The organism is Vibrio harveyi, assembly GCF_030060435.1.
GTDB lineage: Bacteria > Pseudomonadota > Gammaproteobacteria > Enterobacterales > Vibrionaceae > Vibrio > Vibrio harveyi.
Genome location: NZ_CP125875.1, coordinates 1369005 through 1391851, shown reverse-complemented (window position 1 = coordinate 1391851; position 22847 = coordinate 1369005). Strand labels below are relative to the sequence as shown.

At 43.1% G+C, this 22847-nt stretch carries 16 protein-coding genes and 1 pseudogene; 5 read left to right on the top strand and 12 right to left on the bottom strand.

What is annotated here, in order from left to right; translation table 11 throughout:
* Window positions 1-106 precede the first annotated feature (106 nt).
* The 3 genes and pseudogenes from QMY49_RS06970 to QMY49_RS06960 all read left to right on the top strand — a co-directional run.
* Window positions 107-1294: an FIST signal transduction protein gene (locus tag QMY49_RS06970; RefSeq protein ID WP_005445769.1), complete on the top strand. Its 1188-nt coding sequence runs from the start codon at window positions 107-109 to the stop codon at window positions 1292-1294.
* On the top strand, window positions 1284-3014 hold the full coding sequence (locus QMY49_RS06965) for a response regulator (RefSeq protein WP_283313660.1): 1731 nt from the start codon (window positions 1284-1286) through the stop codon (window positions 3012-3014). The genes QMY49_RS06970 and QMY49_RS06965 overlap by 11 nt, the downstream gene beginning before the upstream one ends.
* Before the next feature lie 260 nt (window positions 3015-3274).
* Window positions 3275-3697, top strand: a pseudogene (locus QMY49_RS06960) (transposase family protein); the annotation flags it as partial.
* A gap of 119 nt (window positions 3698-3816) precedes the next feature.
* On the opposite strand, the gene QMY49_RS06955 reads toward QMY49_RS06960, so the two are convergent.
* From QMY49_RS06955 to matP, 4 genes are all read right to left on the bottom strand, one after another.
* Window positions 3817-5031 carry an HDOD domain-containing protein gene (locus QMY49_RS06955; RefSeq protein WP_283313658.1) on the bottom strand — a complete coding sequence of 405 codons (1215 nt, stop codon included), beginning with the start codon at window positions 5029-5031 and terminating at the stop codon, window positions 3817-3819.
* A 131-nt stretch (window positions 5032-5162) separates the two neighbouring features.
* Window positions 5163-5486, bottom strand: a complete 324-nt coding sequence (locus tag QMY49_RS06950; protein WP_005446827.1) for a hypothetical protein — start codon at window positions 5484-5486, stop codon at window positions 5163-5165.
* A gap of 114 nt (window positions 5487-5600) precedes the next feature.
* Window positions 5601-5912: a DUF3634 family protein gene (locus tag QMY49_RS06945; protein WP_005446826.1), complete on the bottom strand. Its 312-nt coding sequence runs from the start codon at window positions 5910-5912 to the stop codon at window positions 5601-5603.
* 10 nt (window positions 5913-5922) lie between these two features.
* Window positions 5923-6372, bottom strand: a complete 450-nt coding sequence (gene matP, locus QMY49_RS06940; RefSeq protein ID WP_005446823.1) for a macrodomain Ter protein MatP — start codon at window positions 6370-6372, stop codon at window positions 5923-5925.
* A 211-nt stretch (window positions 6373-6583) separates the two neighbouring features.
* Here matP and QMY49_RS06935 point away from each other — a divergent pair, with 211 nt between their 5' ends.
* Window positions 6584-8224, top strand: a complete 1641-nt coding sequence (locus QMY49_RS06935; protein ID WP_283313654.1) for a S16 family serine protease — start codon at window positions 6584-6586, stop codon at window positions 8222-8224.
* 70 nt (window positions 8225-8294) lie between these two features.
* A complete protein-coding gene (gene fabA / locus QMY49_RS06930) occupies window positions 8295-8813 on the top strand; it encodes a bifunctional 3-hydroxydecanoyl-ACP dehydratase/trans-2-decenoyl-ACP isomerase (protein ID WP_005390081.1) in 519 nt (172 codons plus the stop codon).
* A gap of 171 nt (window positions 8814-8984) precedes the next feature.
* Here fabA and rmf read toward each other — a convergent pair whose 3' ends face one another.
* The 8 genes from rmf to QMY49_RS06890 all read right to left on the bottom strand — a co-directional run bounded on the left by rmf (window position 8985) and on the right by QMY49_RS06890 (window position 22796).
* Entirely contained in the window at window positions 8985-9158 is a 174-nt protein-coding gene (rmf, locus tag QMY49_RS06925) for a ribosome modulation factor (protein ID WP_005446820.1), read from the bottom strand.
* A 171-nt stretch (window positions 9159-9329) separates the two neighbouring features.
* The gene (locus QMY49_RS06920; RefSeq protein ID WP_283313652.1) at window positions 9330-11117 is read right to left on the bottom strand and encodes a DUF3466 family protein; all 1788 of its coding nucleotides are present in this window, start codon (window positions 11115-11117) and stop codon (window positions 9330-9332) included.
* Window positions 11118-11124: 7 nt separating this feature from the next.
* On the bottom strand, window positions 11125-13044 hold the full coding sequence (locus tag QMY49_RS06915) for an ABC transporter ATP-binding protein (protein ID WP_005446816.1): 1920 nt from the start codon (window positions 13042-13044) through the stop codon (window positions 11125-11127).
* The gene (locus tag QMY49_RS06910; protein WP_009702647.1) at window positions 13022-13273 is read right to left on the bottom strand and encodes a glutaredoxin family protein; all 252 of its coding nucleotides are present in this window, start codon (window positions 13271-13273) and stop codon (window positions 13022-13024) included. Before QMY49_RS06910 ends, QMY49_RS06915 begins: the two co-directional genes overlap by 23 nt.
* 18 nt (window positions 13274-13291) lie before the next feature.
* Entirely contained in the window at window positions 13292-15415 is a 2124-nt protein-coding gene (rlmKL, locus tag QMY49_RS06905) for a bifunctional 23S rRNA (guanine(2069)-N(7))-methyltransferase RlmK/23S rRNA (guanine(2445)-N(2))-methyltransferase RlmL (RefSeq protein ID WP_283313648.1), read from the bottom strand.
* Between the two features lie 511 nt (window positions 15416-15926).
* A complete protein-coding gene (locus QMY49_RS06900) occupies window positions 15927-16469 on the bottom strand; it encodes a cell division protein ZapC (RefSeq protein WP_017190184.1) in 543 nt (180 codons plus the stop codon).
* Window positions 16470-16639: 170 nt separating this feature from the next.
* Window positions 16640-17650: a quinone-dependent dihydroorotate dehydrogenase gene (gene pyrD / locus QMY49_RS06895; protein ID WP_017190185.1), complete on the bottom strand. Its 1011-nt coding sequence runs from the start codon at window positions 17648-17650 to the stop codon at window positions 16640-16642.
* 304 nt (window positions 17651-17954) lie between these two features.
* Complete coding sequence (locus QMY49_RS06890) at window positions 17955-22796, bottom strand: NAD-glutamate dehydrogenase (protein WP_005446807.1); 4842 nt, start codon at window positions 22794-22796, stop codon at window positions 17955-17957.
* Window positions 22797-22847: the final 51 nt, after the last annotated feature.

Genomic DNA, 22847 nt, shown 5'->3' with positions numbered 1-22847 from the left:
CTGACGCGAGATAATTGCATCTTGTTTATGCAATTAATGCTTTCTTGCCTAGCAGTAAAAATTTGCAGTGGTATAACAGTAAAGTGATAACCAATAATAAAACCGTATGCAGTGCCAATCATTATTTACTCATATCACCGACGAATATTTAGCGATAGAAGAATTTCGCTCTGAACTCAGTGAGGAGAATCTCTCACATATCATTTGCTACTACACTGAAGAGTACGACTTCAGAGCAATTCAGTACGCATTCTCCGACCTGTTCCCTGACATTCCATTCCATGGTGCTAGCTCATGCCAAGCTATCATGACTAACCATGGTTACCATCAAGGTCCTACCATTGCGATACTCGCGATCTATGACTCAGGTTTACATTCTTACGGGACAGGAATTTCAACTTATAGTACGGATATTGAATCCAGCGTAGACCAAGCGCTGAATATGGCTTTATTTCATGCAGATAGAGTAGGTGAGGTTCCTAACTTAATTCTCTTACATGCGACACCTGGGAATGAAGAATCTGTCATAGAATGCATTGACAGTCGGTTCGGAACATTAGTCCCAATCATTGGTGGTTCTGCTGCTGACAATAACATTGAAGGCAACTGGTCAATTATTACCTCTCAAGGGTACGAACAAAATGGCGTGAGCTTAACGTTGTTTTACTCCTCACAGCCGGTCGATATCGCATTTAGTGCAGGACACTCGCCAACAGGGATAACTGGTATTGCGACGAAAACGAAAGGTCGCATCTTACTCGAGATAGATAATCAACCTGCTCTCGATGTATATCGAGCGTGGACAAATCATCAAGAAACACAAACTGATAGAGAAAGCTTCCTGTTCACTAACTCAAGTGCATATCCGTTAGGGCGCATCGCGGGTCAATTGTATGAGAGACCTTATTACAAACTCTCACACCCGATAAGAGAAACTGAACAAGGTGGCATTGAGCTTTTCACCGATATTGAAGAAGGCGAAATGCTAACGTTGATGCAAGGTAGTCGCCAGCATCTTGTCGCAAGAGCGGCGAGAGTTGTGAACGCTGCATTCAATCAAAAGTTAGAGGAATCTCGAAAAATAGGGGTGATCAATATCTTTTGTGCTGGTCCTATGTTGCACTTAAAACAGGACATCAACAGTGTTTGTGAACAAATTAATCAGGAATTAGAGAACCTGCCTTTTATTTGCCCGTTTACTTTTGGTGAGCAAGGAAGATTTATAGGTGGTGAGAATGGACATGGAAACCTGATGATATCATCAGCGATATTCCATAAACCTTATGAAAGATAAATATTTAGAGATATACCAGCAGGAAGCGTTACAAGAGGCACTTGTCGAACTCAAAGAGGCAAGGCAACGTGAGAAGTTATTGGCTGATGAAAACAAAGCCATTCTGTCAGCAATCTCTGCAATGAGTGAAGCTCGAAACCGTCACGAGATTTTCTCCGGTCTAAACAGTGTTCTAAAGAAGTACATTGATTTTGATGACTTCATCGTCATTACTCGCGACTGTAATAGACAAAACTTCAAGACGTTATTATCAACAAATAGTGTTTTTGATAGAGCAAATTGGTTACCGGGTAACGCGTCGGAAAGGGCTCTTAATGGCGAATGTATTTTGTTGTTCGAGCCTATGCGATTAAAGGAGTTTGAGAGCTTAAACTCCTTTATTAAAAGCCACGTGAATTCAATGCTACTTACGGGCATTCGATCTGAAGTAACCCAGACTATTATCATCCTTGTTGGAGCTCAAAAAGGTCACTTCAGTATTGAAAACAAAGAAACATTAAGGCGTTTTAGACCCTTAATTGAAAGGGCTGTTATCGATATTGAAACCAAAGAAAAGTTACAACGTATCGTTGAGGTGAGGACGTCTCAATTAGCACGGGCTAGAGAAGAAGCAGAAAGAGCTAACCAATCGAAGTCTGAGTTTTTGGCCATGATGAGTCACGAAATTCGAACGCCTTTGAACTCAGTTCTGGGGATGTTAGACATCTTGAGACAATCAACTTTAACCGATGCCCAGTCAGACGTATTGAACCAAATGGAATGCTCTGCAGATTTGCTATTGGCGATTATCAGCGACATTTTGGATTTATCAAAGATAGAGTCAGGAAGCTTTCATTTAAATGAACAGTGGACAGACTTAAGTGACGCGGTAACACTAATTGTTTCTCAACAAAAACAAGTGGCTACAAGCAAAAGTTTGAGCTTTGACCTACACTGCAATCTAGATAGAAATAAACAGTACTGGATTGATTCTACTCGTATATCACAGGTGCTTTTTAACTTGATTGGAAACGCGATTAAGTTTACAGACTTTGGAGATGTGCATGTTTCTGTGCTAGAAAGCAATGGTGAAATCATCATATCTGTCTCAGATACTGGGATAGGAATCCCTCAAGCTAAAATTGGTCATCTGTTCACAGCTTTTCATCAAGGCGACAGCTCAATTACTCGTCGATTTGGTGGTACCGGGCTTGGACTTGCCATCACCAAACACCTTGTTGAGATGATGCGAGGTTCAATTTCTGTAAAAAGTGAAGAGAGAGTCGGCTCTCTTTTTACAGTCAAAATCCCGGTTCTTACCAGGACTAACCAAGAAAGACCGGTAAAGATAGAATCAAATCAGCCATCAAAGTCGACCAACATTTTAGTCGTGGAAGATACTGAATCTAACCAGTTAGTGATAAAGCTTATTCTGAATAAACTCGGGCACAATGTATTTATTGCCAGCCACGGCGCGGAAGCCTTAACGTTTTTGGAGCAACAAACACAAGACATCGATATCATTTTAATGGATGTGTCGATGCCCGTTATGGATGGCATTACAGCGACAAGACTTATCAGAAAGAAAGGAATCAAAACACCAATCATTGCATTGACTGCACACGCGCTTGAGAGTGATAAAGCGACATGCATGAAAGCTGGCATGGACGGATTTGTATCAAAGCCAGTTCGCAGACAGGATATCTACGAAGCGATCCATTCATTAGTGGAGATCGCGTAGCGAATTAATATAGATCTTAACAATCGTAAGATTATTAAGATCTATATTAAGTATTTTATGGTAAATCGCGGTTATGTTTAATGACAATCATAAAAAGCCTCATATTTTAAAATCTGAGAGGGATAGGAGCCCAAACGAAGAAACAATTAGCGTACGTTGATATTCCATTTAACATAATATACATAATGCGCACTGGTTTTGTAGGCGCAAAGTTGTAATGCCGCTATTTACCAAAGTTAAAATGATTCTGATATCAATCGAGGCTTATGAATCACCTGAGAGAATTCGGTGCTGTAGGATTGACTCACCAAGCTTGAGGTAAGCCAAGTAATAACCGCTATCCCAGTGACTACCGAGACACAGTTTTAAAACTGATTCGTGATCACTATTCTGATTTTTCTCCAACACTTGCCAGAGAAAAACTAACGGAGTTACATAGTCTTCCAGTATCTAACGAGACCTTACGAAGTTGGATGATTGCAGATGGTTTATGGACACCGCATTCGCAACGCAAGCCTAAAGTTTACCAACCTCGCTACCGACGTGATTGTTTAGGCGAGCTCGTTCAAATTGATGGCTCTTACCATGATTGGTTTGAAGGACGATCTGACAAATGCTGTCTATTAGTCTTTATCAATGATGTGACTGGACGTTTGATGAACTTACAGTTAAGCATTAGTGACGTCGTAACCTTGTGTTCTTCAACAATACTGAGGTGTCACTTGTTTATTCATTTTCTTATGACATTAAAAAAGCGACTTGTTACAGTCGCTTTGAGTTTTTTTGTGACACTGTGACTCTTTTACATCATAAGAGTCATCTTTCCTGGAGCACTCATTCTAATTGATGACAATGCTTCCCCTGATATCTGGACGTTAGCAAACCAAAATGGTTTATGCTTTTCTGCAAACACTTCACTTCTCGATAAGTTATCATAGATTGCATACGCCCTAGCCTGCGCTAAAGCTGCTCCATAGACACTGCGCTCTAAGATGGGTTTGCTTTCGATGTCTTCAAGAACAGCAACTTTTATATGTTCTACATTCTTCGACCAGAGAAAGTTTTCTAAAAGTCTTTTAGTCACCAGAGCTTCCATATCGACAATGACTTTAGGCAAGAAAGCTGAATTTGGTCGGACATCGGCACAGGCATAATACTCATCTTTCCTGTTCGTTTTTCTATAGTTCAGCATGACTTCAATGAGTGCGTCTTCAAACGTATCTGTAAAGTGATTAATCAATACGATGCTACCTAAGCTACGAAGCGTTCCGATCAAAACACCACAATCGGAATCTTGAACATCTGCCGATTCCAATCGCATTTTGGTGACGTTGGCAGTCAAAACCAATTGTTGCCAAAACTTGGGAGTCAGGATTTTAGTATTACTATCTGACCATCTCATCATTGGGCGCGCCATTAAAACCGGGAATAGCTTGCGGCAATTTTCAACTCCAAGGCGCCCAATCGCGACTCTTGCATCTGAACTAGTTTTAGCCGCACTCCCTCGCTCACGCAGTCTTGAGTTCTCAATCAGATCTATAATCGTTGAGCTTAGCTGATGGCTATTGTTAGCCAAGTCTGTCAGTTTTGAAAAGCTTAGAGATGGAGAATAGGCAAACGATGCGAATAACTCAAATGCGGGTATATTGCTCGATAATTTATCAATTGGAAGCGTTTCAAGCTTCTTCATTAACATTCGATCGGCGACTTTCGATACATCGCTGATGACTTTTTGCAGTGTTTTCTGCTTGTCTTCCACGATTTGGCGTTTTTCTTTTACTCGCTCTTGTTCGCACATGAGAAGTATTCTTTGGTTGCGCGTGATTCTGTCTTCTTCACTAAAGATCACATCGTCACAATAACGCCCCTGTAAACTGAGGAGCTTATCCACTTGTGACTGATCCACTTGGTGGTTCATACTAGCTAGCCACTTGGCATGTCTAAGTTCGACTTCTTTCGATACTTTGACCGCGATGTCCATTGCTTCTGGTGTGTAATTTTTTTGCGTGAGCAACAAACTGATATTCCTAACGTTGTTTTTATTTTCCTGTCGGCAAGTTTATCTATAAAGACACACGCAGTAAATGGAATGTGATATTAATTCCACTTATAAATGAATGCTAATTATCGAAATATTATTAGTGAATGCTAATTGCCCGTTGTTATGTGTAGTCGTATATATTTTTCAGAGAATTTATAACGATAACGTTTGCCAATTTTCACATTTGATTTGGTGAACTGACATACGCGTTTATCACCATTTCCTTTAACTCTCTTGATCGTTGCACTCTTGCCTTTGTGTTCCATTTCAATCATCAAGTCACAATATCCGTGGTAACCATCAAATGCTCTATCAGTTTTCTTCTGCAGCTCCGCTTTGATTTTTTTCGCTACAGGATTGATTTCTGAGTCGTCAGCTATAGCAACAGAAATTCCAAATAAAAAGCACAAAAACGTGACAGTGTATCGCATGATGTTCCCTTTCGATTCGTAAAAGTGAAACTCTAACTCACTGACTTTGCTAATATAAAAATGGGACACATTAAATGCGTCCCGTTTAACACGAATAAGTAATTGATAGTTTTCTTAAGCTCGCTTTTTACCTTTGGTCGACTTAAAGCCTTGGTGAGGAAAAACGTTTCTAATTCGTTGTTGAACTTTTTTCGGCACGTCTTTGGAAAAGGTTAAGCGCATACCTGTACGTTGGTTATAGACTTTCATTTCGCCATCAAACGGAGAATGCTCAGCGATGTCTTGCAGGTTGTGTTTAAAAGAAGGCGGTATGTGACCTTTCACCTTCGATATTTGCCCTTGTTCAAACTTAACTTTTAGGACAGGTCTATCTACGGCGATAAGCCAAAAAATGACAACAGCAGCAATCAATATTACGTAAAGCATTTGATACTCCTTAGCTAGAAAGCAATTTACTCAAGTCTTCTTTCAGCGACGATACCTTCATACTGGCTTTTTCACTTCGAGATGCCTCTGATAACAAATACTCAATAGCATCGGATAACGTACAGCCTAGCTCGTTCGCTCGATTGGAGAGTTTTTCCCACACTCGATAATCCAGATCGATGGACTTTTTCTTCGTGTGGACTTGTTCTGCATTGAAGTGACGTTTACGCTTAGCACGGATCGCTTGCTTCAGCTTATTATCAAGCTCTTCAGACATGTGGTTTTCAATCCAAGTAAGAACTTGGGTTGGCTCATGCTCAAGTTTACGAAGTTCGGCAATTGCGGCATCGGCTTCGCTCGTATCGATGTATCGGGTAACGGCTTCACCATCCTTCCACTTTTTGATGAGATACTTCCATTTCCAACCACATTCTAAATTTTCAAGCTGTTGATATTTCATCCTTCTGACCCTCAATGCACTTATGGTGACAGCGTAACCCAAGTGTGCAGATTCGGCAATTAAAACTCATAAAAGTATCGATGTTGATCACTCATTTGTCGAAGGTTTAATCAACTGAATTTGCAGAATTTTTGGATTGGTCAAATTGTCGCTAGGGAGTTGATCGCCGTTTCGCTATAATGCTTGCAAGACTAAATTATGATGAATTTGAATGAACCAAGTTAACTGGCAAGATGTCACCCCTTCTTTCGAGCAGTACGAAGAGATTTTAAGTAAAGCCACTTCTCTACCGATTAAGCCCTTTATTGACCTTCAGCCTAGGCTTGAGGCGACCATTGACCGATTTACTCGTGTTCGAGGATTAACCCGTATTTTATTAGTGAATTGCACTGATAATGTGCTTTATCGTGGTTTCGTCAGCGAAGTATTGAAGAATAAGTCGTCAGCGTCTGTTGTGACAGTTGAGTCACTCGATGCCAAAGAGTTATTTGATCGCTACAGCGTGAATCAAGATGGTCAAACGACATTTGAGTCTGGCTTACTGTCTAAAGCAGATGGCGGTTATCTTGTTGTTCCTGCCAACTTAGTGCTTGCAAACGCTGCGCGCTGGCCAAGCATTAAAGCAGCAGTTCAAGGTGGAAGCTTTGCTCCGATTAACCTTACACCAAATCGAATTGCGTCATCGCCTTTTGCACCACAAGACTACGATGTAAAGCTGATCATTACAGGCGATCGAAACCAGTTAGCGGAAATCGAATATGTCGATGAAGACTTTTCTACAGGTCTGACGATGTATACTGAGGTTGAAGAAGATATCCACTTATCTCAAGAAAACCTAAGTAAATACGTTGGTTTGGTCAATTGGATTTGCCATGAATACCAACACCCTGCATTGAGTAACGAAGCCTTCCGAAGATTAATTCTTGCCGGCATGCGCTATACAGAAGATCAACACTATCTGCCTCTCGGTGTACTGTGGCACAACCAGCTGTTAGGTCTTGCTGGCCAGTATTCAAACTCATCGAGTATCGAGTTTGACGATATTGATCGTGCTATTGATGATAAATATTACCGTGAATCTTACCTACCACAACGTGCTGTGGACGATATTCTTGATGGACAAGTGATCATTGAGACGACCGGCGAACAGGTTGGGCAAATTAATGGTCTTACAGTGATTGATATGGCCGGACACCCTGTCTCCTATGGGGAACCTGCGCGTATTTCTTGTGTTATTCACTTTGGTGATGGTGATATTTCAGACGTCGAACGCAAAGCAGAACTTGGCGGCAACCTACATGCTAAGGGCATGATGATCATGCAAGCGTTTGTGAGTTCAGCACTGAATCTTGATGAACCACTACCATACTCCGCTTCGATTGTATTCGAGCAATCATACAGCGAAGTCGACGGAGACAGTGCCTCCTTAGCAGAGCTATGTTGTTTGGTGAGTGCCTTGTCAGAATCTCCAGTGAATCAACAGATCGCGGTTACTGGTGCAGTGGATCAATTTGGTCGCGTGCAAGCCGTTGGAGGCTTGAATGAAAAGATTGAGGGCTTCTACCAAGTATGTAAACACCAAGGCTTTACGGGAGAGCAAGGTGTGATTATGCCTAAATCTAACCTAAAACATCTCGCGTTACATAAAGATGTCATAGAAAGCATTAAGAATGGTGAGTTCCATATTTGGTCAGTTTCTACTGTTGATGAAGCGATTCCCATTCTTATGTCTAAACCATTTCGCGGTGAAGAAGACAGCATCATTGGTAAAATTGCCGAACGTATTGAAAACTTTGAAAGACATGAGCATCCAGAAGGAATTGTGGAGCGCATCAAAAACTGGTTTGTCTAGTACTGATCGGAGTTGTTTAGCGTACACGTGTTCACTAAGATGCAGCTATCAAAAATTGGAGTAATTGATAATGCAAAACAAACGTGATTCTTACAACCGTGACGATCTTCTCGCTTCTAGCCAAGGTGAGCTATTTGGACCAGGTTACCCTCAGCTTCCTGCGCCAAACATGCTAATGATGGATCGTGTTACTAAAATGTCTGAGACTGAAGGCGATTTTGGTAAAGGTTTGATCCTCGCAGAATTGGACATTACTCCAGATCTTTGGTTCTTTGACTGTCACTTCCCTGGTGACCCAGTAATGCCTGGTTGTCTTGGTCTTGATGCTATGTGGCAGCTTGTTGGCTTCTTCCTAGGCTGGGTTGGCGGTAAAGGCAAAGGTCGAGCTCTGGGTGTTGGCGAAGTGAAGTTTACGGGTCAAATCCTACCAACAGCGAAAAAAGTAACGTACGAGATCCACATGAAGCGCGTTGTTAACCGCAAATTAGTAATGGGTCTAGCTGATGGTCGTGTATGCGTAGATGGTAAAGAAATCTACGTAGCAAAAGATCTGAAAGTGGGTTTGTTCCAAGACACTTCAAGCTTCTAATCTCCTACTCTGAAGTATTTATCAAGGCTCCTATCAAAGGAGCCTTTTCTTTATCTTATGGCATTTAGTTTAGACACACGCGTAAATTGCTACATTTAAAAACATCCGCTTTAAACGCAGAAAAGGCTCTTAACGAGCCCTTTCAAATCCTTCTGTTTGTATGTGGAGAGTTTATTTGTAGAGACCAGATTGTCTTTCATCTCTGGCATCACGCCAACCACCTAACCAATATGACCGAGCATCAATTTGTTGATATGGGCAAGCCTCTTGAGACCTTCCATTCAACCCAGCTTTATAGCCTTGAGATTGAGCTCGTTCTAGGCGATCACGCTTTTGTCTCTTCATAGTTAATTCCTCATACAGGTCCATTTACAAACGTACTACTGTTATTGTGAAACTTTGATGGAGTTTTTATGACTCCATCTACAAGAATCGATCAAATTGCGCATTTTCTCAAGGCATAAAAAAAGCAGAGACTCATTTCTGTGAGCCTCTGCTTGATTTAAAAATTACTGACTATTTTCTACGGAACCCGAATAGACCCAGCATGGTCAAAGCCAGCCATCCTAGACCAGCGCCTTGGCGTTCCGCAGCTTCCTCTTCAACACTGCGTGATTGAATATCAGCTTTAGTTGCACCTGGAATCGGCTTAAGCTTGACGGCAACGATTTTCTCTTCACCATTACTACAGAAAGAGTTGTGAGCTGTTGTGTCATAACCGCCTGCACACTTCATTGCTGTCGCTGAGATAACGCCGGCATCGTTGATATCTGAAGCGCTAATGATACGGAACTCGTTGTTGCGGTCAGAAATATCTCTAGCGCTTGCGCTCTGATCGTTTGCACCGTTGGTAAGATCGTCGAGGAACCATGCTTTGCCATCGAAGATTTCTTTAGCACGCTCACTAACTGTTCCACCTTGAGCATATGGATAGATAAATCCACGCTTACGACGAGGTTTACCCTCTTCTTCACGAGTCTTCTCAGCATCTAATTGACCAACAATCTCATTGTATGAGTTGATGCCACCCATTTGACCGCCAGCACCGCTAAAGAAAATACCACCGACTTCTGCCAGGTAAGATGCACTGACTGAATCTGCAGTAACGTCATCAACAACGAAAAGACGGTTCGGCGCAGAGCCTGTTGGCATTAGGTAAACACCCGAGCGTTTAGCTTCACCAATCGCAATAAAATTGGAGTTTACATCGGTTAAGCGGGAATTAGTATGAACTGTATTATCCCCAATTCTTTGTTGGGCACCATCAACTACTTTATTTACCCATGTAGAGTCAGCGACTGAGCCTTCTTTTGTCAACGTTCCTACGAAGACTGTCGCATTCATGTAGTTGTTGCCACTGTCGTAAGTGTTATAGCCAACGCCATAAACAGTAGAACCTTTTACAACAAAATCTCGCATGCTGCCTTGTGCTAAGCGTTCATCTTCTTCTGCATTAGTGGTACCCCAACTTATTTCTTTCACTGAGCCGGAACCAGTCGCATCCCAAATGGCAGCTTTAGATGTAGAGTGGTCACCATTGTCATTGTTGGCAAATCGAGAAACGCTACCTACAGTAAATGTTCCGTTCGTTTTCCAAGCTCTGCTTTCTAGAAGCTTTGGAACTGCGTCGCTTGTGTCAAAGTTAGGACTAGTTCCTGGTGCAACAACCGTATTTCTTGTTTCTAAAATAGTTGGATCTGTTGTACTGATAACACTTTGATTGCCTACAGGCTTCCCTTCAGCAGTCAGACTGTTGATAACATTGTTGTACTTATTGGTATACGCTGCAGAGTCGATTGTATTGGGTGTATCCCCCTCAACATAAGCTAGTGCATTTGAAGTAAAATCTTTATTAAACGCTTCTTTTTGCCAAGGATTCCAATGCACGTATGCCCAAGATTCACATGTTGAGTAACGACGTTCGTTCTTACAGTATCTTTCAAAGTCATCGAACTCTTGTACGTAAAAGAAACCCGAATCCATCGCAAATGGCACTTCTTCGCGGTAGCTAACACCGTCGACTTCTTGCCCAGTTGAGATTGGGGTTACACGCGTTTCAAGCGCAAGTTTAAAGTACTTTGAGTCACAATCTGCGCCTTTATCAAAACAACCCAGCGCGAAAGGTTTTCCTGTATCAGGATCGTTATCCACGTCACCTTGTTGAATTGCGACACCGTACACTGTTTCCGTAGTGACGTTTTCAGGGGAAACTTCAACTACTTGATACAGTGCTGCATTGGCATTCATTGCCGTACCGACCATCATAGCGATGGCGGTTAATTTGAATTTGTTACTACAATTCATCGAATTCTTAACTATCCTGTTGCATTGCTTCGAGTTCTTCCCATCTCTCGAACGCGATTTCCAACTCCTGCTCTACCGCAGCGAGCTGTTCCAATACCGGTTGAGTCTGTTCTACAGATTTAGTGAAGAACTCTGGGTCGTTCACTTGTTCTTGTAGAGTCTCAATATCCGCCTCTAATTGTTCTAGTTTAGCTGGAAGAGCCTCTAATTCTCTTTGCAGCTTATACGATAACTTCTTCGAATTGTTCTTAGGTTGCGTAGTTTTGGGAGTTTCCTCAACCACTTTCTCTTTCTTCGCTGCTTTTTCAACCTGACTGCGCGAAGCAAGAACTTGATCACGCTGCTGTTTTGCGTCGTGGTAACCACCAACAAACTCTTCGATTATGCCGTTACCTTCAAAAATCCAACTGGTCGTCACCGTATTGTCTACGAACTCACGGTCGTGGCTCACTAACAGTAACGTACCCTGATAATTGGCAAGCATTTCTTCTAAAAGTTCCAACGTTTCGATGTCCAAATCGTTGGTAGGTTCGTCAAGAATAAGCAAGTTGTTAGGTTTCAACAAGATACGAGCCAGCAACAAACGGTTTTTTTCGCCTCCAGACAAGGCTTTTACTGGCGTGCGAGCACGTTTTGGTGCAAACAAGAAATCTTGTAGGTAGCTCAATGCGTGACGCTGACGCCCTCCAACCATCACTTCTTGCTTACCATCTGCTAAGTTATCAATAACCGTCTTTTCAGGATCAAGAATTTCACGGTACTGATCGAAGTAAGCTACTTCGAGCTTTGTTCCACAATGAAGACGACCGCCTTGCGCTGATAATTGCCCTAATAGCAACTTGAGAACGGTACTTTTACCACAGCCGTTAGGACCAATCAGTGCGATTCGATCACCACGCATAATGTTGAAGCTAAAGTTATCAACGATTTTTTTGCCTTCAAAAGCAAAAGAGACATTCTCAGCTTCAAAGACGATCTTACCTGAGCGTGAAGCATCGTCGATATTAAGGTTAACTTTACCTTGAACCTCACGTCTGTCACGACGTTCTTCACGAAGCTTCTTAAGGGCACGAACACGACCTTCGTTGCGTGTACGACGTGCTTTAATGCCTTGGCGAATCCACACTTCTTCCTGAGCTAGCTTTTTGTCGAACTCTGCATTTTGCATTTCTTCGACACGAAGCATCTCTTCTTTGTCATTTAAGTATTGGTCATAGTCACCAGGGAAAGAAGCGAGTTGTCCGCGATCGAGGTCAACGATGCGTGTCGCCATCGATTTGATGAATGCACGGTCGTGGGAAATGAAGATGATCGAGCCTTTGAAGTCCTTTAGAAAGTTCTCTAACCATTCGATGGTCGTTACATCAAGGTGGTTAGTTGGCTCATCAAGAAGCAATACATCAGGGTCACAAACAAGTGCACGAGCGAGAGCGGCTTTACGTTGCCAACCACCCGATAGATCAGTCAGTTTGGTTTCAGGGCTTAACTTTAGCGCGCCAAGTACATTCTTAACACGATCATCAAAGCGCCAAGCGTTAAGGTGATCCAACTGTTCTTGAATCTTAGCAAGACGATTAATGTTCTTTTCACTTGGGTCCTGAGCGACAAGATCGAGAAGATCATGATAGATCTTCAACTGCTCACCGATTTCAGCTAAACCACCAGATACGTATTCGTAAACTGTGCCTTCTTGATTGCGTGGTGGATCTTGTTCAAGTCGAGAAACAACGACGTCTTGGGTGATTTGAATCTTGCCATCGTCCAACAAAATGTCGCCAGCAAGCACTTTCATTAACGTAGACTTACCTGCACCGTTGCGACCAACTAAACAAACGCGTTCATTTTCTTGAAGAGCGAACTCTGCTTTGTCTAGTAATGGGTGGTCGCCAAATGCAAGTTGTGCGTTATGAATGGTAAGTAATGCCATTATTATCCAACCAATGTTTGAGTTTTTCTAAGTCAAACGGCCAGTTCAACTCAGAATCTTGATATTTTAATACGGGAATTGTTACACCGTAACGAGAAAAGAGAGCATCGTCGAACGCTATGTCGACGATGTGTGTTTGTTCGGCGAGACCAATCTGACTAACGAGGTCAAACGCCATCTCGCAGAGATGGCATCCTTCAGTGCTGTAAAGCGTTAGCACGTTCAACATCCTTTTACTGTTCCGTCCCTATTCTGCGTGAGTAACCAACCAGCAGTTGTGAATCTGTTTGTTACGAGAAAAATCCAATGGCAGAGTTTGAGAAGAAATGTTCTGCGCTTTTAAGCCCAGTTCTGCAAGCCCTGCTTCGTCCATCTTGAAGTGACGTTTGTTGTTCGAGAAAACAATCATACCGCCAGCACGCAACAGACGCTTAAGGTTTGTCATTAGCTTAATATGATCGCGTTGTACATCGAACGACGTTTCCATGCGTTTAGAGTTAGAGAACGTCGGTGGGTCAATAAAGATAAGATCGTATTCACCTTTGGCGTTCTCAAGCCACTGGAGACAGTCAGCTTGCTCAAAACGATGCTGGCGACCAACACAACCGTTTAGCTGCATGTTGTCTTTCGCCCAGTTGAGGTACGTGTTAGACATATCTACCGTAGTTGTAGAACGCGCTCCACCAACCGCAGCGTGCACTGTTGCACTGCCAGTGTAAGCAAACAAGTTAAGGAAATCTTTACCCTGTGCCATTTCGCCAAGACGACGACGAGTGATCTTATGATCTAAGAACAAGCCCGTGTCTAGGTAGTCATGAAGGTTTACGATCAGCTTCACTCCGTACTCGTTCACTTCAAGCGTCTCTGAAACTTGACCTAATTTTTGGTACTGGCTACGACCCTTTTGCTTCTCACGAACTTTAAGTACTACGTTATTCGCTTCTACACCTGTTACCTGAATCGTTGCACGGATGATGTCCGTTAGACGGCGCTTGGCTTTTTCTTCAGGGATATTCTTAGGTGCTGCGTATTCTTGAATCACAATTTGATCGCCGTACACGTCGATCGCTACATTGTATTCAGGAAGATCCGCATCGTAGATACGGTAACAGTCAAGTTTCTCTTTACGAGCCCACTTACCAATCTTGCCAATGTTTTTCTTCAAACGGTTTGAGAAGTCTGGTGCAATTTGAACATTAGTGTCCGCGCCTTTCACTTCATCAATGCTGCGCTCTGCAATGCTGTAGTTCTTTTGGTGACAAGGTAACGCACCATTGTTCAATTTGAATTGTTTGTCCGCACGCATACGAAGACAGCTTAGTAGCTCGTCTGAACTTGAGAAGATAGACGCTTTACAGCCGCCAAATTCTGCTTTTAGCTGACCACCAAACGCTGTGTATAGCGCGATCAGACCAGGCTCAGTGCCAAGACGCTCACCATAAGGCGGGTTAGAAACGATAACGCCAGATTCGAAACCAGTCGGACGAGTAATGGTTGCTGCATCGCCTTGTGCAAATTCAATCAACTCTTCAACACCAGCTCTACGAGCGTTGTCTCGTGCAACCTTCAATACTTTCGGGTCGTTATCGAAGCCGAAAAACTTAGCGTCAACTTTTTTGACACCGCGTCGAGCTTGTACATTTGCCTCTGATTTAATCTCTGCCCAAAGCTCTGGTTCAAAATCTTCTAGCGCTTCAAAGCCCCACTGTTTGCGCTTAACGCCAGGTGCCATATTGGCTGCCATCATCGCTGCTTCAATCAGCAACGTACCAGAACCACACATTGGGTCTAGAAGCGGTTGTGAACCACCCCAGCCACAACGCATTACGATTGCTGCTGCAAGCGTCTCACGTAACGGAGCTCGACCTGATTCTGGACGGTAGCCACGTTGATGAAGACCACTACCCACCATATCCACACCAAGAATGGCTTTGTCTTTGTGCAGACGAACGTGAACGCGGATATCAGGGCGTTCTTTGTTAATGTTTGGACGAGGAAGTCCTTTCTTCTCAAAGCAATCTACGATGCCGTCTTTTACTTTCATTGCACCGTATTGGCTGTTGCGGATTTCACGGTTCGTACCATTGAAGTCGACCACAAAGCGCTTTGAACTATGGAACTGATTTACCCAGTTGATTGAAGACGTCGACAGGTAAAGGTCCATGTCGTCGTTACAGGTAAATTCCGATAAAACACGTACAAATCGAGACGCCAAGCGGCTCCACAAACAGCAACGGTAAATCTGTTCATTCGTCGCCTTAAATTTAACGCCTGCCTGTACTGGTTTGGCGTTTTCAATGCCTAGTTTAGTCAGTTCTTCAACAAGCAAGTTTTCCATGCCGTTTGAAGTTACCGCGAGATATTGATTCATAGTGTTCTTTCGTCGATAAAAAATGGCTTTGATTATACCTGACTTTACGATCAATGCCTCGTTTTTAAAGGCATTTTTACTTTATTAGCTCAAACAGTCGCCAATCTCATCTGTTGAAAATCAAAACACAACACATCTACAAACAGAATACGTCTCTTTATCACTTTCTAGTAAAGACAAGCATCATAACGAGAGTGAATACTTATTTACATCATTTTTGGTCTATACCAACTGTTGATTTTGCGTGTAATTAACTTACAAAATGAGCATATAGGGGAACAAAAGGTGAAATATTAGGCGTCTGGTTGCCTAATTTAAGGAAACGCTAAAATGAAAAAAGTGGAATAAAAGTGAGCTACTTCATATCTGAGATACAAAATAGCCCTCACCTAGGCATGTATTTGGCGTGCACAAGAGGAGATATTCAGAAAATTCTAGGCAAAAAAAATCGACCTAATGAGGTCGATTAATGCAAACAAAGGAACGAAAATAAAGAAAAATCAAAAGGAAATTAACCCACCATCGCCATTGGTGCCATCGTGAATAAGTGATTGGCACACACCATGCGATCGTGCATTACTTTAATTGGTTGCCCAAATGGCAGTACTTTGTTGCCATCAAGTAGAAATTCATCCTGCCCTACGTAAGCACATAGGCTTGATGTTTCACCTGGTTCTAGAACGATGAATACGCCTTCTGAATATCGATTTGTTAGGAAGACCATATCCCCTTCTTCTGGCTCATGTCCATCGCATTGGGCGTCGAAGAACCAGCTCTTCGGTTGAACAGGTTTATGAAAGCGTTTTGCAGCTACGCAATAGAGCGTAAGTTCGGCTTGACGGTATTCGTTGATGTCGAGACAACGGATTCGTTCGTTGTACGTTTGAAACGCGCTTGCGTCATCAACAGTGAATTCATTGTCTGAGAAGGCACAATTGACCAACAGCTTACGGCATAGATTGGTTTGGAAAATCATCTCCTCCCCCAAATCCAGCATTAGGCAAGCTTTCTGCTCGTCAAAATACCAATTCCATTTGTCGCTGGGTTTAAGCATTATTCCGTTCTCTTGTTTGTGACTAGTTAATCAGTAATAAGAGGTAAGACGCTTAATTACCTACTCATGATTTTTAAATTTTACAAACGAACGGGCAAAAAAAAAGAGGAAACGAATTCCTCTTTTTTTTAGTAACAAGCGTCGATTTCTCAACGATTTAGCGATTGCTCTTATAGATTTTTAACAATATCGCGTACGAGACCTGGTCCGTGGTAGATGAAACCAGTGTAAACTTGAACAAGTTGTGCACCTGCCATCATTTTCTCTTTCGCTGCAACGTATGAGTCAACACCGCCCACACCGATTATCGGAAGTTTATCGCCAAGCTCTTCATGAAGTTTACGAACAACTTCTGTTGAACGTGATTGAACCGGACGTCCGCTTAGACCACCCGCTTCGTTCGCATGTTTCATGCCTTCAACGACTGTGCGATCAAGCGTTGTGTTTGTTGCAATCACACCGTCGATGTTATTCTTAATTAGCGACTCACAGATCTGGCTGATTTCGTCATCGCTCAAATCCGGTGCAATTTTTAGCGCAAGTGGTACGTACTTACCGTGCTTTTCTGCAAGTTCTGCTTGTTTCTCTTTGAGTTCAGATAGCAATTCGTCTAGCGCTTCACCGTACTGAAGTGAACGAAGCCCTGGTGTATTTGGTGACGAGATGTTCACGGCGATGTAACCGGCATACTCGTACACTTTTTCCATACAAATCAGGTAGTCCTCTGCCCCTTTCTCAATTGGTGTATCTTTATTTTTACCAATGTTGATACCAAGAATGCAGTTGTATTTTGCCTTTTTCACATTCTCAACCAGATGATCCACACCTAGGTTGTTAAAGCCCATACGGTTGATGATACCTTCCGCTTCAACTAGGCGGAACAAACGTGGCTTGTCGTTACCTGGTTGCGGACGAGGCGTAACAGTACCAACTTCGACAAAACCAAAGCCCATGGCGTCAAACGCTTCGATACATTCGCCGTTTTTGTCCAAACCAGCAGCAAGACCCACTGGGTTACGGAATGTAAGCCCCATGCATTCTACTGGACGATTTGGTAATTGTTGACGATAGAAAAGATCGAGAGGAGTGCCGTTAAAGCGTTGGAAGTTTTTGATTGCAAGATCATGTGCCTTTTCGGCATCAAGTTGGAAAAAGCCAGTTCTGGCTAGACGGTAAAGCATTGTGCCTCCGAAAGAAAAAAGCCCCGTGTAAACGGGTCAATATTATTTACTGTTTTTCAGCGCAATTCAATGAAAATGAGTGAATTCAGCAAAATAGTATGTCTCATTTTAATTTTGTTCATAAAAACAGTTGATTAGCACTCTATGCTCTATACAAAATTGCTAGCTTTTTATTTAAAAGCAAACGATTTCATGCCAGAAAAATTTAAATCACGAGTTACGGCGTCACGTATTGTGTGAAGTTATAATGATTTGAACATAAAAAAGCCCCGCGATTGCGAGGCTTTTGCTAAAGTCACTTACCCTATTCGTTCGAAGAACAGTTCAGGTTAAGTAGAACCAATTCTCGAAGTGCAACAGAGAACTTAGCGAACTCATGAACGGAACCAACTTTGAATTCATTTAAGATGCTCTCCCAACGATGCAATGACAATTCATTCGTTGTCATCCAATCTTCGAGTGCTTGCATCACGTCTAGATCTTCTGTTGAACAGCCGCAAGTTAGAACTTGAGCAGTCAATTGACGCTGTTGCCAATCAAGATCCTCACGGAATGCTGCACGAGCAAGAGCTTGCCAGTTATTATCAACCGCTTGGCTATTGATCTGTTTCAAGAACCAGTGAAGTGATAAACGGTCACCTAGATTAAAGTAAAGCTTCGAGGCTTGTTCAACCGTTTTACCCGTTTCGCTTGCTACTGTTGAAATATCCAGTGCAGACTGTAGGCTAGAGAGACGAGCTACATGGTGTGCCAGTTTCTCCTCTACTCCGCGCTCAATCCATTTCTGAGCAAGTTCGTTATGCTCTTCCACTTCTGATGCAACTAGCATGGTGTCTAGCGTTTCAGTAATAGTGTGAACATCGTCTTTATATAGTGCAACTAACTCAGTTACTGTGCTCTTACCGCTGCGATTGCGAAGTAACCAACGAGAGATACGGCGCAATGCGCGACGTACATAAAACATGATCTCATACTGTGCTTCTGCAGTTGCAACGTTATCGAGTGCACGAGTTTGCTTAAGAATATCTTCCAGTTCGAAGATCTCACGTGTTGCACTGTAAGCGTTCGCAATATCAACGACACTCGCGCCCGTCTCTTCTTGAAGACGAGTCACAAAGTTACAGCCCATTTCATTAACCATTTGGTTTGCCAGCGCTGTTGCGATGATTTCAGCACGCAGCGGGTGGTTTACCATCTGATCTTTGTAGTTACGGCGTAACTCACTTGGGAAATAAGCAACTAACTGTTTTCCATGGAATTCATCATTTGCAATTTCGTCAGCAACCAATTGTTCTTTCAGAACCATCTTACCGTAAGCTACTAGTACTGAAAGTTCAGGACGTGTCAGACCAAGACCTTGTTTCTCTCGCTCAATCAAGGTTTCATCGTCTGGAATGTACTCAAGAGCACGATCCAAGTACCCTGCTTTCTCCATTGTATGGATAAAGCGGATTTGCTCTTTAACGATGCCAACACCTTGCTGTTCAGTCACCGAAATAGACTCAGATTGACGGTATGCATCGTCCAATACGATTTCGCCCACTTCGTCTTCCATCGATTCAAGAATCTGGTTGCGTTGTTTAACCGTTAGATCGCCATTCGATACTAAACCATTCAAGAAGATCTTAATGTTCACTTCGTTGTCCGAACAGTCTACGCCACCAACGTTATCCACAAAGTCCGTATTTACACGACCGCCTGTGCTTGCGTATTCGATACGACCAAGCTGAGTCATACCTAAGTTACCGCCTTCACCAACCACTTTCGCTTTTAAATCACGTCCATCGATACGGAGTACGTCATTTGCACGGTCGCCAACATCAGTGTGTGTCTCGCTAGAAGCTTTAACATACGTACCGATACCACCATTCCAAAGCAGATCCACTTCCATTTGCAGGATCATCTTAATCAGATCGTTTGGCGCTAGAGACGCTTTCTTCGTGCCCAGCATTTTTTGGATTTCTGGCGTTAGTTGGATCGATTTAGAGCGACGAGAGAAAATACCACCGCCCTGCGAGATCAACTCGGCGTTGTAATCTTCCCAGCTTGATCGTGGGAGATTGAACAAGCGATTACGCTCTTCCCAGCTGGTGGCTGAATCCGGATTTGGATCAATGAAGATGTGCATATGGTTAAACGCAGCTTGTAGACGAATATGCTTAGATAGCAGCATACCGTTACCAAATACGTCCCCTGCCATATCACCCACACCAATTGCTGTGAAGTCAGTGGTTTGACAGTTGATGCCCATTTCTCGGAAGTGGCGTTTCACCGATTCCCAACCACCTTTCGCAGTGATACCCATTGCTTTGTGGTCATAACCGTTAGAACCACCTGATGCAAACGCGTCACCTAGCCAGAAGTTGTACTCATCCGATACAGAGTTCGCCAAATCAGAGAATGTTGCTGTACCTTTATCGGCGGCAACAACTAAGTATGGGTCGTCTTCATCGTGACGCACTACACTCTTCGGCGGAATAACTTCGCCTTCGATGATGTTATCGGACACATCGAGAAGCGCGCGAATGAAGCGTTTGTAACAACGTTGACCTTCAGCGAAGATTTCATCACGGTTAGTTAGAGTTGGCTGACGTTTACATACGAAGCCACCTTTTGCACCCACAGGAACAATAACCGTGTTCTTAACTTGCTGTGCCTTAACCAGACCAAGAATTTCAGTACGGAAGTCCTCTTGACGATCCGACCAACGCAAACCACCACGCGCGACTTTACCGCCACGTAGGTGTACACCTTCAATATCAGGTGCGTAAACGAAGATCTCAAACGCAGGCACTGGCTGAGGAATATCTGGGATTTCGCTTGGTTTCATCTTCAACGATAACCAAGGTTTCGGCTGCTTATTTTCGTCCAATTGGTAGTAGTTAGTACGTAGCGTTGCCGTGATCATTTCCATGTAGCGACGGATGATACGATCATCATCTAGGCTTTCAACACGGTCCAGTTGCTCGGTTATTTTCTTGATAAGATCGTTCTGACCTTTCTCGCTGCCTTTGTGTTTTGGATCGAATCGTTTGGCAAACAAGTTTACTAGACCCGTTGCCAAATCTGGGTAATGGCTAAGGGTATCTTCTATGTATTGTTGGCTGAATGGGAAACCAACTTGGCGCATATAGCGCGCGTATGCGCGAAGAATTGAGATTTCACGACCAGACAGTGAAGCGCCTAGTACCAAGCGGTTGAAGCCATCACTCTCTAGGTTACCAGCCCAAATCGCTGCGAATGCTTGTTGGAAACGATCGCGAGCTTCACGAAGATCAACGGTCTTGTCGCTCTTATGCAGCATTGAGAAATCTAGGATCCAGAATGTTTGACCATTGTTGGTTTCGATCTCATAAGGCGATTCGCCGATCACACGTAACCCTAGGTTTTCCAACATTGGCATCACGTCGGATAGGTGAATTGGCTCGTCGCGGTGGTATAGCTTCAAGCGAACTGCTTTCGATTCAGCCGCTTCTTCTTGCGGACGATAGAACAACATGCCGAGTTTGTTGTCGTCGCTTAACGCTTCTAGACGTTCGATATCTGCAACCGCAGAACCTGGCATCATGTCTTCTTTATATGAACGTGGGAATGCGCTCATGTACTCTTTCGAAAGCGGAAGACCTTTGCTTTCACCAAAGTTAGCAATGATAGACTCTTTTAGGCGGTCGTCCCATGAAGTCGATACTTCCATTAAGTTCTGCTCAATCTTTTTCACGTCTACATCAATGTTGTTATTGTCTACACGAACAATGTAATGGGTTCTCGCCAACGGGCTTTCTGAGAAGAAGGTTGTGAATTCAACCTCTTGTTCACAGCCAAAGTACTGCTTAAGAATGCGTTGCGTTTGACGACGAAGCTCTGTGTTGTATCGATCTTTTGTCACGTAAACCATACAGCTGAAGAATCGACCAAACGGGTCTTTACGAACAAATAGACGTAACAAGTCACGATCTTGCATTTGCACGACGCCCATCCCCACTTCCAATAACTCTTCTTCACGAGCTTGAAGTAATTCGTCACGTGGGTAGTTTTCTAGAATGTTGTGCAGGGCTTTGTACGAGTACGATCCGTTACGGTAACCACTCGCTTCTAGAATACGATCCACTTTCTCGCGGATCAGAGGAATACTTTGTACGGCTTGGTTGTATACAGCAGAAGTGTAAAGACCTGTGAAACGGTGCTCACCAATCACTTTGCCGTTCTTATCGAATTTCTTAACTCCAATGTAGTCAGTGTAAGCTGGGCGGTGAATACGAGATGCTTGATTGCCCTTAGTGATGATCAATGCGTAAGGCTTTTTCGCTTCTAGGCGCGCAGAGTCGGACAGTTCAGAAAGCTTGATGCTACGAATGCGATTGTCATCGGCAAAGAGACCAAGACCTTTCTCTTTAACAGGTTGCAGCTCAGTGTCACCATTGACGCTAACAAGATCATACTCTTTGTAACCCATGAAGGTGAAGTTATGATCCCCTAACCAACGTAGGTATTCGATCGTCTCATCTAAACGATCGGTCTTCATCGAAACTCGATCTTTGTTCTTTTCAAGATCATCAGTAACGATCTTAAGTTTATCAACCATTTGTTTCCAATCATCAACCACTAAACGCGTGTCAGACAAAATGGTCAGTAGCTCATTTTTCAGCTCTTGCATTTCACCTTTACTGGTTAAGCGGTCAACTTCGATATGGAACAGAGATTGAAGAACACCACCCTCGCCATTAACGTCCGTCACTTGCCCTTTTTTATCGCGTTCTAGTTGCGTTGGGTTGTTGAGCATCAAGTGAGAAACAAGGTCAAGTCGCGTTAACGCCATCTTGATGGAATCCACCAAAAACGGGCTGTCCGGAACAACAATTTCAACAATAGTGTGTGTTGATTGCCAACCTTGGCGGCTGACGGTTGGGTTGAATACCCTGACAGAAATGTCTTCTGGTTTCTTTTCATTGACATGATGCCACAGGCTAACAACGGCACCATATAGGTCGGATTCGTTTCGCTGAATCAAGTCATCATCAGCAATGTTACTAAATAAGTGTTGAGCAAGTTTAGTTACAAGCGGTTGGTGAGAAAGCTCGAGTTTGTCTTGAATTAGTTGGTATACCTTTTCAAGCAGAACCGGCACTACATTTTCACGCGCGGTCATATTCACACTCCACATTAGAATTGTTGTTTTGTAGGGGGACTTAACTTCGGG